The sequence below is a fragment of the Petroclostridium xylanilyticum genome, assembly GCF_002252565.1.
Lineage (GTDB): Bacteria > Bacillota > Clostridia > SK-Y3 > SK-Y3 > Petroclostridium > Petroclostridium xylanilyticum.
In genome coordinates this window covers 66,360-79,943 of record NZ_NPML01000007.1, presented here as the reverse complement: position 1 = coordinate 79,943, position 13,584 = coordinate 66,360, and the positions used below count along the sequence as shown (strand labels likewise).

At 36.1% G+C, this 13,584-nt stretch carries 10 protein-coding genes, 2 tRNA genes and 1 other RNA gene; all 13 read left to right on the top strand.

Annotation, left to right across the window (positions count from 1 at the left end):
* The first annotated feature begins 242 nt into the window (after positions 1-242).
* Positions 243-2,894 carry a pyruvate, phosphate dikinase gene (gene ppdK / locus CIB29_RS03615; RefSeq protein ID WP_094546862.1) on the top strand — a complete coding sequence of 884 codons (2,652 nt, stop codon included), beginning with the start codon at positions 243-245 and terminating at the stop codon, positions 2,892-2,894.
* 239 nt (positions 2,895-3,133) lie between these two features.
* Entirely contained in the window at positions 3,134-4,135 is a 1,002-nt protein-coding gene (locus CIB29_RS03610) for a deoxyguanosinetriphosphate triphosphohydrolase (RefSeq protein ID WP_094546860.1), read from the top strand.
* Positions 4,136-4,389: 254 nt separating this feature from the next.
* Positions 4,390-6,168 carry a DNA primase gene (dnaG, locus tag CIB29_RS03605; RefSeq protein WP_094546858.1) on the top strand — a complete coding sequence of 593 codons (1,779 nt, stop codon included), beginning with the start codon at positions 4,390-4,392 and terminating at the stop codon, positions 6,166-6,168.
* A 29-nt stretch (positions 6,169-6,197) separates the two neighbouring features.
* Positions 6,198-7,274 (top strand): RNA polymerase sigma factor RpoD, encoded by a 1,077-nt coding sequence (rpoD, locus tag CIB29_RS03600; RefSeq protein WP_094546856.1) that lies wholly within the window; start codon positions 6,198-6,200, stop codon positions 7,272-7,274.
* Between the two features lie 108 nt (positions 7,275-7,382).
* Positions 7,383-7,613, top strand: a complete 231-nt coding sequence (locus tag CIB29_RS03595) for a hypothetical protein (protein WP_094546854.1) — start codon at positions 7,383-7,385, stop codon at positions 7,611-7,613.
* A gap of 65 nt (positions 7,614-7,678) precedes the next feature.
* Positions 7,679-7,754: transfer RNA gene (locus CIB29_RS03590), tRNA-Asn, on the top strand.
* A 10-nt stretch (positions 7,755-7,764) separates the two neighbouring features.
* Positions 7,765-7,841, top strand: a tRNA-Ile gene (locus CIB29_RS03585).
* A gap of 153 nt (positions 7,842-7,994) precedes the next feature.
* Positions 7,995-8,735 carry a tRNA (adenine(22)-N(1))-methyltransferase gene (locus CIB29_RS03580; RefSeq protein ID WP_157910194.1) on the top strand — a complete coding sequence of 247 codons (741 nt, stop codon included), beginning with the start codon at positions 7,995-7,997 and terminating at the stop codon, positions 8,733-8,735.
* Positions 8,736-8,747: 12 nt separating this feature from the next.
* A complete protein-coding gene (locus CIB29_RS03575) occupies positions 8,748-9,857 on the top strand; it encodes a Nif3-like dinuclear metal center hexameric protein (RefSeq protein WP_094546850.1) in 1,110 nt (369 codons plus the stop codon).
* A gap of 88 nt (positions 9,858-9,945) precedes the next feature.
* Positions 9,946-10,298, top strand: an RNA gene (rnpB, locus tag CIB29_RS03570) — RNase P RNA component class A.
* Positions 10,299-10,452: 154 nt separating this feature from the next.
* Positions 10,453-10,710: a TSUP family transporter gene (locus CIB29_RS03565; RefSeq protein ID WP_198543736.1), complete on the top strand. Its 258-nt coding sequence runs from the start codon at positions 10,453-10,455 to the stop codon at positions 10,708-10,710.
* Positions 10,711-11,682: 972 nt separating this feature from the next.
* Positions 11,683-12,231: a helix-turn-helix domain-containing protein gene (locus CIB29_RS03560; protein WP_094546846.1), complete on the top strand. Its 549-nt coding sequence runs from the start codon at positions 11,683-11,685 to the stop codon at positions 12,229-12,231.
* Positions 12,232-12,487: 256 nt separating this feature from the next.
* A complete protein-coding gene (locus CIB29_RS03555; RefSeq protein WP_094546844.1) occupies positions 12,488-13,555 on the top strand; it encodes a mandelate racemase/muconate lactonizing enzyme family protein in 1,068 nt (355 codons plus the stop codon).
* Positions 13,556-13,584: the final 29 nt, after the last annotated feature.

Below are 13,584 nucleotides of genomic sequence, written 5' to 3'. Positions count from 1 at the left end.
TGAATGTAGCTATCGATGAAATTCGCGAAGTTTGTATTAAGGAAATATTGAATTTTAAACTTCGCTCATTATAAAAGAAGGTTAAAAAAGATTTGTGAGAAAATTTTTTAATAAAATTAATAAAAATATGATGAAAAAATTTTAATTTGTGATATAATAATAGCCGCAATATGCTAATAAGTTGTTATTACAACTTACATATAAAAACATATATATAAAGTACATAGGAGGTAGAAGAATTAATGAGCAAAAAATATGTTTACCTTTTTAGCGAAGGTGACGCAAGCATGAGAAATTTACTAGGTGGTAAAGGTGCTAACCTTGCGGAAATGACGAAGCTGGGTTTTCCTGTACCACAAGGCTTTACAGTAACCACTGAAGCCTGCACAAGATATTATCAGGATGGAAAGGTTATTGGTGATGATATCCTGGCGCAAATCGAAGAAAAATTAGCTGAAACAGAAAAAATTGTAGGTAAAAAATTTGGTGATGTAAATAATCCTTTCCTAGTATCAGTTAGATCCGGTGCTAGAGCTTCCATGCCTGGTATGATGGACACAATTCTTAACCTCGGTTTGAATGATGAGGTTGTAGAAGGTCTTGCAAAGCTTACAAATAATGAAAGATTTGCATATGACAGCTACAGAAGATTCATTCAAATGTTCTCTGATGTCGTAATGGAAGTTCCAAAGCCAAAATTTGAAAAATTAATCGACATTATGAAAGAAGAAAAAGGTGTTCATTTAGACACCGAACTGGATGCTAACGATTTAAAAGAGCTGGTTGTAAGATTTAAGAAGTTATTTAAAGAAGAAAAAGGCTTTGATTTCCCGCAAGAGCCAAAACAGCAATTAATTGAAGCTGTGAAGGCTGTTTTCCGTTCATGGGATAACCCAAGAGCAATTGTATATAGAAGAATGAATGATATTCCAAGTGACTGGGGTACCGCAGTTAACGTACAGGCAATGGTATTTGGTAACATGGGTAACGATTCCGGTACCGGTGTTGCATTTACCAGAAACCCATCTACTGGTGAAAAGAAGCTTTATGGAGAGTTCTTGATGAATGCGCAGGGTGAAGACGTTGTTGCAGGTATTAGAACACCACAATCTATTTCCCAGTTAGCAGAAATTATGCCTGAAGTTTACAATCAATTTGTTGCAATTGCTGAAAAACTTGAAAAACACTACAGAGATATGCAGGATATGGAGTTTACCATTGAAAGAGGTAAACTGTACATGCTCCAGACCAGAAATGGTAAGAGGACTGCTGCTGCTGCATTGAAGATTGCAGTTGACCTTGTAAGTGAAGGAATGATTACAAAAGAAGAAGCTGTATTAAAGGTTGATCCAAAGCAGTTGGATGCATTATTACACCCAACCTTTGAACCAAAGGCTTTGAAAGCTGCCAAAGTTATTGCGAAAGGTCTTCCTGCTTCTCCCGGAGCTGCTGCCGGTAAGGTTTACTTTACTGCAGAAGAAGCTGTTGCAGCTGCAAAAGCCGGCAATAAGGTTATACTTGTAAGATTGGAAACTTCGCCTGAAGATATCGAAGGTATGGCGGTATCACAAGGTATTTTAACCGCAAGAGGTGGTATGACTTCTCACGCAGCAGTTGTTGCAAGAGGTATGGGTACCTGCTGTGTAGCCGGATGTGGAGATATTAAGATAAACGAAGAAGAAAAATATTTTATTGCTAAAGACGGTAACAGATATAATGAAGGCGACTATATCTCTTTAGATGGCAGCACCGGTAATGTATATGGTGAAGCGGTACCTACTATAGAAGCACAACTAACCGGTGATTTTGCTACTTTCATGGCATGGGCTGATGAAATCAGAACCTTAAAGGTTAGAACAAATGCAGATACACCTAAAGATGCTGAAACGGCTGTTAAATTCGGAGCAGAAGGTATCGGACTTTGCCGTACAGAGCATATGTTCTTTGAAGAAGATAGAATTCCTGCAGTAAGAGAAATGATTGTTGCTAAGACCGAAGAACAGAGAAGAAAAGCTCTTGCTAAACTTCTTCCAATGCAAAGAGGCGATTTTGAAGGTATATTCAAAGCGATGAAAGGATTCCCTGTAACCATCAGATTACTGGATCCACCATTACATGAATTCTTGCCACATGCTGATGAGGATATCAAAGCGTTAGCACAAGAAATGGGACTAAGCTTTGAAGAATTGAAAGAAACAGTAGAAAGTCTGCAAGAGTTTAACCCAATGCTTGGACACAGAGGGTGCCGTCTTGCAGTAACTTATCCTGAAATTGCGGAAATGCAAGCAAGAGCTATTATAGAAGCTGCAATTAACGTAAATAAAGAAGGAATGAATGTTGTTCCTGAAATTATGATTCCTCTTGTAGGAGAAGTTAAAGAATTAAAATACGTAAAAGATGTAGTAGTAAAGACTGCAGATGCTATTATTAAAGAAGCTGGGGTAAATCTTGAGTATAAAGTGGGTACAATGATTGAAGTGCCAAGAGCTGCTGTAACAGCAGATGAAATAGCTACTGAAGCAGAATTCTTCTCTTTTGGTACCAATGACTTAACCCAGATGACATTCGGGTTCTCAAGAGACGATGCAGGTAAATTCTTAAATGACTACTATGATAAGAAGATTTTTGAATCCGATCCATTTGCAAAACTTGACCAAACCGGTGTTGGTAAGCTGGTTAAAATGGCAGTTGAACTTGGTAAAAAGACAAGACCGGATATCAAGTTGGGTATCTGCGGTGAGCATGGTGGAGATCCTTCTTCCGTAGAATTCTGCCATAACGCAGGATTGAACTATGTGTCCTGTTCACCATTCAGAGTACCAATTGCGAGATTGGCTGCTGCACAGGCAAGAGTAAATGAAATGAAGGGAACAAAAGATTTAGGACAAAAATAATTTGCTGAAATAGGGGAAAGCTTGGCTTTATGCCAGGCTTTTTCTTTTTAACCGCCACGCGCCGGAGATGTCGAGGGGACGGAGTTGTTGACATAAGCTTATGTCAACAACTCCGTCCCCTCGACATCTGCCCTTGACACGTCAGTAAATATATAGAATAAATAAATATAAAAAAGAAGGAAATCTTTTATTTTTGTAGTATATATTTAAGTAGAAAACTTTAAAGGTGGTGAGCCTATATGAATATTCGCGAACACACAGAGTATATTGAGGAACAAATACTATCCCCCCATGCACAACTGAGTTCAAAGAGCAAAGGTAGAGCCAGGCCGGAACGCAAATGTGAGATAAGAACCGATTTTCAAAGAGATAGGGATAGAATCATTCATTCAAAATCTTTTAGAAGGTTAAAACATAAGACACAAGTATTTATTACTCCTGAAGGCGACCACTACAGAACGAGGCTTACCCATACTTTAGAAGTTGCACAAATTGCCCGGACGATAGCAAGAGCTTTGAGATTGAATGAAGACCTGACGGAAGCAATTGCCTTAGGCCATGATTTGGGGCATACCCCTTTTGGTCATGCGGGTGAATTTGTATTAGATAGTATTTGTCCCTATGGCTTTAAGCACTATGAGCAAAGCTTAAGAGTTGTAGATGTTTTAGAAAATGGCAAGGGAATCAATTTAACCGCAGAAGTAAGAGATGGTATTGTAAATCATACAGGAGAAAATAAGGCTATGACCCTAGAAGGACAAATTATAAAGTATGCTGACAGGATTGCTTATATTAATCATGACATTGATGATGCGATCCGGGGAGGGGTCATCGCTAAAGAAAGCATACCAAAGCATTGTTTGGAAATCCTGGGTAAAACCCATGCAGAGAGGATTAATACGATGATTTCAGATATTATATATGAAAGTGCAAGTAAAGATATGCTTAGCATGAGTAAGGATGTATATCAGGCTACTATGGATTTACGCAAGTTTATGTTTGATAATGTTTATATTGGCTCTATTGCAAAAAAAGAAGAGCAAAAAGCACAAAATATAGTAAGCGAATTATATAATTATTTTGTTAAACACCCGGAAAGTCTGCCGGATGAGTTGCAGGTTTGCCTGGAAAACTCAGATATACATAGAGTTGTATGCGATTATATAGCGGGTATGACAGATAGGTACGCAATTCATAAATTTTATGAGATATTTATCCCTGCTTCCTGGAGAAAAGCATAATGTGCATAAAAATGTAAAATATGGCTATAACTATTTAATAGCGATTAGTCGGATGGAAACTACTGTTGTTTAACTTAGAATATCATAGGTAAACAATATATATAAAAATAGTTTTTATTTTAGCAAATATATTTAACAAAAAAGAAGGAATTTTAAAGCTTATGTCGAATAAAATAAGTCGGATGAAATTTATATAACATTAATGAGCAATTTTATTTTATCAATATAAATATAAAGGTGTAAGGAGATTTCTAATGGCTCAATTTTATCCTGAGGAAGTTATACAGGAAGTAAGAGCTGCTAATGATATAGTAGATATTGTATCAGAATATGTAAAATTAAAAAGGGTAGGAAATAGATTTACAGGTCTGTGTCCGTTCCATAAAGAGAAAACTCCTTCGTTTACCGTTTCGCCAGATAAGCAGTTATATTATTGTTTCGGATGCGGAGCTGGAGGCACAGTCGTCCAGTTTATAATGTCCATTGAAAGGATAGATTTTATCGAAGCGATAAAGCTACTTGCAGAAAGAGCTAAAATCAGGCTTCCTGAAGGAGACTATCGCGGCGATGAGGCTAAAAGGTTTGAGAAAAAGCAGCTTATTTTAAAAATTAATACTGAAGCTGCAAGATTTTTTTATAGATGTTTACATTCTCAAGAAGGAGAAAATGGAAGAAAATATTTGAGAAAGCGGATGATCAATCCAAAAACTGCCACAAGCTTCGGATTAGGATATGCCCCGGATTCATGGGATGCCCTTATTCAATATCTAAAAGGAAAGGGATATGCAATACAGGACATTCTTGATGCGGGATTGATTATTGAGAACAAAAATAAAAACACTTATTATGACAGGTTTAGAAATAGAATTATGTTTCCGATTATAGATTTAAGGGGAAATGTTATAGGGTTTGGAGGTAGAGTATTAGATGATTCTCTTCCCAAGTATTTAAATTCCCCTGAAACTGTTGTGTTTAACAAAAGCCGGACTCTTTATGGACTTAATTTTGCGAAAAATGCAAATAAAAATGAATTAATTATTGTAGAAGGATATATGGATGTTATATCTCTTCACCAAAATGGAATAATAAATACCGTAGCTTCATTAGGGACGGCCTTTACGCATGAACAGGCAAAATTGATCAAAAAATTTTGTCAGGAGGCCATTATTGCTTATGATTCTGATGCTGCAGGACAGGCAGCTACTTTAAGAGGAATGGATATTCTTACAGAAGAAGGATGTAGAGTGAAAATTTTATCACTGAGTGAGGGCAAAGATCCCGATGAATTTATAAGGGCCAAAGGTGCAGAGAAATTTGAAAAAGCAATTAGAGAGTCAAAAAGCCTTATTGAGTATAAAATAAATTTATTAAAAGCAAAATACGATATTAATGACATCGTACAAAAAGTTGATTTTGTAACTGAACTGGCGAATATATTTGCAAAAATTGATAATGCAGTTGAAAGAGATGCTTATATACAAAAGATTTCTGAAGAAACAAAGATTAGCAGCCAGGCTATTTTGGCAGAAATAAAAAAGATAATATCTAAAAATGCTGACAAGGGCAATAAAAGTTTGAAAAATACCAGGGAAATAGTGCCAGAGCCTGTAGCAATAGTAAAAAACAGCAGTGAAAATAATATTGTAAACACAAGATTAATAAATGCTGAAAGGATGCTAATCAATGTATTATGTTATGACAAGTTTGTATTTAATAAGGTTAGGGAATTAATAAGGCCCGACGATTTTTCTGACGACCTGCATGTAAAGATTGCAACAATTATATACGCATTAAGAGAAAAAGATGAAGCAGTTGACCCTGCTCAAATAGTCTCCAGATTTGAAGGTGAGGAAATTAAAACAGCTACTTCTATATTTCAAATAGAACCAAATTTTGAAGACAATCTTAAAGCCGCAGTTGAACTTATTGAAACGATAAATAAAGAAAAAAATATGCAAAAAATTAAGATAAGTCTAAAAGAAGGGAATGTTGAAAAATTACATACGTTATTAATAGAATACAAACAAAAATAATCATGAACTGGAAGGAGGGACAACAGTAAATGAAATCAACTGAAAGCAAAAAAGCTATCATCAAAGAGTTGGTAGATAGAGGAAAAAGCAAGGGAATGCTTACCTATAAAGAAATAATGGATACCCTTGAGGAAATTGAACTGGATCCAGATCAAATAGAGAAAGTTTATGAAACGATTGAAAATATGGGTATTGAAATTGTTGGAGATATAGAGCAGGAGTTGGAAGACATTCAGATTACTGAAGAAGATCTGGATTTAAGTATTCCTGAAGGGATAAGCATAGATGACCCGGTAAGAATGTACCTGAAAGAAATTGGGAAAGTCCCTCTACTTACTCCTGAGGAAGAAATTGAGTTAGCCCAGAGAATGGAAAAAGGAGATCAGGAAGCGAAGAGGCGTTTAGCTGAAGCAAACTTAAGGCTTGTTGTAAGTATTGCTAAACGATATGTTGGACGCGGAATGTTGTTTCTTGATTTGATTCAGGAGGGGAATTTAGGGCTGATTAAGGCTGTAGAAAAATTTGATTATAAAAAAGGATATAAGTTTAGTACTTATGCAACCTGGTGGATACGCCAGGCGATTACCAGGGCAATTGCCGACCAGGCAAGGACTATCAGAATTCCGGTTCATATGGTAGAAACCATCAACAAATTAATACGTGTTTCCAGGCAATTGCTGCAGGAGCTTGGCCGGGAACCGCAGCCTGAAGAAATTGCTAAAGAAATGGGGATGTCTATTGATAAAGTCAGAGAGATCATGAAGATAGCACAAGAACCTGTATCTTTGGAGACGCCTATAGGGGAAGAAGAAGACAGCCATTTAGGAGACTTTATACCCGACGATGATGCTCCTGCACCTGCTGAAGCAGCATCATTTACACTATTAAAAGAACAGCTTATAGATGTTTTAGATACACTTACCCCTAGAGAAGAAAAAGTATTAAGGTTGAGATTTGGATTGGATGATGGTAGAGCAAGAACACTTGAAGAAGTGGGAAAAGAGTTTAACGTTACCCGGGAAAGAATTAGACAGATTGAAGCAAAAGCACTAAGGAAGTTGAGACATCCTAGTAGAAGTAAAAAACTAAAAGATTATCTGGATTAAAAGGCTCGATTGACCTAACTGTCAATCGAGCCTTTTAATCTTCTTGTATGTAATGGTATAAAACAGCCAAAGATGTATAAAATAAAAATATTAGGAGGTGATGTTGCAATGGATGCTATTGATTGCCTTGAAAGAGCATGGCTTAATACCCAGGAAGCAGTAAGAGATTTTGAAATGTATTCAAAAAGAATAAAAGAAGGTGAAATAAGTTCGGTATTTAAAAAGTTTGCTGAACGAGAAGCTGAACAAGCAAGTCAGTTAAGGGAATTATTGATTAAGTATAAAGGTGAACCAATGGATAGTGCGTTGCACAATAATAATACCGGAAATGGAAAATAAATAAAAAAATTTTACTTTGATATTGCAAAACATTTAATATGATTGTATAATATTTATTGGGATGTTCCTCAATAGCTCAGTCGGTAGAGCATGCGGCTGTTAACCGCAGGGTCGTAGGTTCGAGTCCTACTTGAGGAGCCATTATTTTTTTGGGCCTTTAGCTCAGTTGGTTAGAGCAACCGGCTCATAACCGGTTGGTCCGGGGTTCGAGTCCCTGAAGGCCCACCAATATAGAATTAGCATAAGCCAGGTATTGGACGTGAGGTTCATTATCTGGCTTTTTTAGATAAACAACACTAAATATTTTACATGCCTTGTGAAGGGTAAGGAGCATCATATAGGTAAATTTAATACATAAAATCGGGAATGGAGAATGGAGAATTGAGAATACAGGATAACTTATTAAAAGATCAATACACTTCTTCGTTACTTAAGCTTTCTCCACGGCTTCAGCTTATTGCCAATAAAGTTCCGGTGGGTGCAAGGGTAGCTGATATTGGTACTGATCATGCGTATATTCCTATATATCTTATAAGCAAAGGCATTGCTGAATATGTGATTGCTTCTGATATTAGAAAGGGACCGGTAGAAAAGGCCGCTGCTAATATAAAAAAATATGGATTAATGCATAAAATAGATGTCAGGCTGGGTAACGGTTTGGAAAAAGTAGAAAGCGGAGAAGTTGATACTATTATTATTGCAGGAATGGGTGGGGTGCTCATTACTGAAATTCTGTCAGTATCTGAACCTGTTCTTAGAAATGTTAACAAATTGATCCTTCAACCTATGATTGGACATGAGGAAGTAAGGATATGGCTTTCAGAAAATGGTTATAAAATAGTTGATGAAGAATTAGCTTCAGAAGGGGACAAGATATATAATGTAATTGTAGCCGAACATGGAAAAGAAAAAATAGAAAAAGAAATTTACCATTATATCGGCAAGAAGCTTATTGAGAAGAAGGACCCTCTTTTGAAAAAATTACTGGCAATAAAAATAAATGAAATGAAAAAAATTATTAAACAACTGCAAAATAATCATTCTGAAAACGCATTAACACGGCTTGCAGATTGTCAGATAAGATTAAAGGAATATGAAAGCATAAACTGCTTGATTGGATAAGGAGTGCAGACAATGGTAAAATGCAGAGAAATTATAGAGAAAATTGAAAAGCTGGCACCTCTAAATTTGGCAGAGTCCTGGGATAATGTAGGGTTATTAATTGGCGATTATCAAAAGGAAATCAAGAATATCATGGTTACACTTGATGTAACTTTAGAAGTAGTCAAAGAAGCTGTTGAAAAAAAGATTGATTTAATTATTGCACATCATCCAATAATTTTTAAGCCATTGAAAAAGATAACCATGGACGATTATACAGGACAGATGGTTTGCAACCTAATAAAGAATGATATTTCGGTATATGCTGCACATACCAATTTAGATATTGCTAAAGGCGGCTTAAATGACGTTCTTGCATCAAGATTGCAGCTCAATAATGTTAAGGTGCTCAAAGCATTAAAAAACGTACAATTAAAAAAAATTGTAGTTTTTATACCTGACGGATATCAAGATGCAGTAAGAGAAGCAATGGCAAAAGAAGGGGCAGGATGGATCGGGGACTACAGCCATTGCACGTTTATGACTAAAGGAACCGGAACTTTTAAACCCCTTGAAGGTACTAACCCCTTTATCGGAAAGCAAGGGCAAGTAGAAAAAGCCGAAGAATACCGACTTGAAACAATTGTACCGCAAGACAAAGTGGGTAAAGTGATAAAAGCTATGCTTGAAGTGCATCCGTATGAAGAAGTTGCATATGACATTTACCCTCTTGAAATTGAAGGAGAGGCTGTTGGCATAGGAAGAATAGGGACTTTGGAAAATGAAATGACTTTCAGTGAGTTTATCAAACTCGTAAAAAACACGTTAAATATTGAATACATAAAATATATAGGAAATGAAAAAAGTATTATATCTAAGGTTGCAATTTGTACAGGAAGTGGGGCGGATTTTATATCTGCCTGTGTAAAACAAAAAGCTGATGTATATATCACTGGGGATGTTAAATATCACGAAGCGCAATTTGCACAGCAGAACGGACTCAATTTAATTGATGCCGGACATTATGAAACTGAAAATATTGTTGTTCCATTTTTAATGAATTATTTAAATGATACATACCAAAATAAAGGTATTAAAATTTTTTCGGCTCAATCAAATCAGGGTATTTTTAGAATAGTATGAAAAGGAATAAAATTACATTTGACAATTGGTTTAAAACATGTTAACATATTTTCTGCGCTCAAAAAATGAGCTAAAAATGAATATAAAACGAGTAAGTCAGATAGTCGCGTGTGCAGTGCCGAAAGGCCGCACATGAGGAAAGTCCGAGCTCCATAGGGCAGGGTGCCGGGTAACACCCGGTGGAGGCGACTCCAAGGAAAGTGCAACAGAGATATACCGCCATTTGTATACCAAATGGTAAGGGTGGAAAGGTGAGGTAAGAGCTCACCAGCGGCTAGGCGACTAGTCTGCTATGTAAACCCCACCTGGAGCAACACCGTATAGGGGAGAGTTAAGTTGGCCCGACGTTCTCCCGGGTAGGTGGCTTGAGCCATGCAGTAATGTATGGTCTAGATAGATGACTATCGAATACAGAACTCGGCTTATAGACTTGCTCGCTTAAAATATGTGAAAAACGTCCGAAATCGGGCGTTTTTTGCTGTATATAAACCTGAATTCAATTTACATATCTGTATATCGCTATTAATACATATTCCTCTATAAAAAAGGTGAATAATATTCTAATATTTTGACATAGAGTTTTGAGATGCCTTATATGGGTTTTAGCCTTACAACAGCTTCAGGAAATGCAAAAATTGTTAATTTGTCTTCCAATATTGCGGCAGTGATAACGTTTTTAATGAATGGAAAGGTAATGTTTATAGTTGGTATTCCTGCTGCATTGTGCTGTATTCTGGGACACTGGGTAGGTTCAGGCTTAGCTATAAAAAACGGGGCTAAAGTTATACGTCCGGCATTCATAGGTGTTTTAGCGATTTTATTTATTAAAATAGGAATGGATCTTATTAAGTAAATAAGTGGAAATTGTATGCTAAATATATGATAAACAGGTATTTTATCAGGAAATGTGCCGAGATAGGGATGAATTGTAATAACATGGAAAGAAGCTAGGGAATCTTACCTAGACCGCTTTCAGTTCATTAAGTTTGAGATGATTGAATCACATATTTGGAAAATGAAGAGCATTGGCCAAGGAAGCCGGTGGAGGAAATTCTACATTTTGAGGATTAGGACGTATTAATACATCTTTGCTATTATTATATGTTGCTGTATATAGTAGTATTAGAATCTGAAACTTAAATAAGATAGCTGGAAGCTATCTTGTTTATAGATATAACTAAGAATAAGGGAGATCACTTATTGAGTAGGTCCGCCAGCGGGGTATTATTATATTGTGACTGTAAAGATTAATCAAATGGACAGAAGCGGCGGAAAATAAAACTTAATGCAGAAGATGTTTTACGACATTGTGAACATTGTCTTAAGCGAGTAAGAAAAGATGAGAAAACTGGTGAAGAAAAGATCATTTACTATCATAACGTATTAGAAGCAAAATTAATTGCAGGTGATTTTGTATTCAGTATAGCAACAGAATTCATTGAAAATGAGGATGAAGATGCAGGCAAACAGGATTGTGAAAGGAAAGCCTTTTATCGGTTGGCCAAACGGCTAAAGCAGGATTTTAAAAGATTACTTGTTTGTATTGTTGCTGATAGTTTATATGCATGTGAGCCGGTTATGACACTTTGTAAACAGATTATAGTTATTCAATTTTAGCTTAGAAGGGCATTATAAAAAAAATTTACTCTTCATAGCTGATAACAGTTGAGCGGTTGTTTGCTGTAAATATGATTTTGAATATAATTTATTATAAATAATAAAAATTAACTATTTATACAAGTCTATAAACATTGTGTTATAATATAGATGCATAAGCAATTATGGATTAATATATTCTTCAATAAACTACATAGGGAGGTAAAAAATGTTAGGCTCAAAAATTAGAGAACTACGTCAGCGAAATGGGATGACTTTAAATGAGCTAGCCGAGAAAACACAGTTTACAGCCAGTTATCTCTCGCAGATTGAAAGAGAGCTAATTGATCCTTCTTTATCCGCACTAAGGAAAATTTCAAATGCTTTTGGTGTTTCAGTGCACTACTTTCTGGCAGATGAAGTTAAAGACCATGTATTAATTAAGGCGAATCAAAGAAAAAGGCTGGGCCTTCCTAACAGTAGCATTATATATGAGTTTATAACGCCAATTGCAGATATATCATCAAAAACAAAGATGGACATAATATATTTCGAGTTGGAACCCGAAAGCTGGAGCAGTGAGGAATCCTTGATCCATACCTCAGATGAATGCATACTGGTCTTAAAAGGAACAATTGAAGTAAGTGTTGGAGATAGTAAATACGTTTTAAATGAAGGAGATAGTTTATATATAAGAGAAAACTCATACCATAGATTGTTTAATCCTAGCAAAGAAAAAGCAGTAGGGATAAGCACCATATGCCCTGCTTTATATTAGCAAAAGTAACCGAGAATAATTGTAAAGGACTGTCCCAGAGTGCACTTTAAGCGAAAGGTTTAAAGTACATTCTGAGGCAGTCCTTTTTGGATTATATTTAATAAATAATTAAAAAAATGATTATTTATTAAATTTTATATTGACAAGATTTGAATATGCCCCTATAATGTACTTAATAATAACTAAAATTATTTAATAAATAGTTAAAAACCCTATGTATAGGTATATTATTAACATAATTTTTTGGGGGTAGGTTATGAAAATTACTGATATTGAAGTGGAAAAGCTCCAGCTTAAATTATATAAGCCGTTTAAAGTATCTCTGGGAGTGATTGAACACTATGATACAGTTATTGTTAAAATCACTACTGATGAAGGGGTAAGTGGAATTGGGGAGAGCTCGCCTATTGAGTTTGTAACCGGTGAAAGTGTTGATACAGTAGCTTTTGTGATAAAGGCTATTGCCAAGCAGATAATAGGTATGGATCCGCTGAATATTGAGGCTATTCACCATGTTATGGATAGATACATAACAAACAATACATCTGCAAAAGCCGGTATTGACATAGCTTTATTCGATATCAAAGGCAAGGTTATGAACGCACCGCTTTATAAGGTTCTAGGCGGTTTTTCAAATCAAGTGGAGACAGATATAACATTATCAATAGCTGAACCAAAGGAAATGGCTCAAGCAGCAAAGGAAAAAGTAGATAGTGGCTTTAAAATACTTAAAGTAAAAGCCGGAATTAACCCTGAAAAGGATATAGAAACAGTCAGACTAATAAGAGAAGCGGTAGGTAGCAGTATTAAGATTAGAATGGACGCAAACCAGGGATGGACCGTAGCAGATGCAGTTATGGTTATGAAAGCTGTTGAAAAATATGGCGTGCAAGCTGTAGAGCAGCCTAGACCGTACTGGGACATAGATGGAACCGCTCATATACGGAGCAAGGTTAATGTTAAGGTAATGGTGGATGAAAGCGTATTCTCACCTGTAGATGCTATGAAAGTCGTAAAGAAGGAAGCAGCGGACATCATCAATATCAAGCTTATGAAATCAGGTGGAATATATAAGGCTGAACAGATAAATGCAATTGCCCAGGCTGCAGGCTTAACATGTATGGTAGGCTGCATGCTTGAAAGCAGAATAGGTATAGCAGCAGGGGCTCATTTTGTAGCTTCTAAGAAGAATATATTAGATGCAGACCTGGATGGATTTATGGTTTGCCAGGAATGTGAAGGAATCAGTGGTGGATTTGATATAGAGGGTGGAACGATGACACTTTCCGATAAGCCTGGTATTGGAGTAGATGTAAACATGTAGAGAAAACTTAAGTCGATTGGAGGATTTAT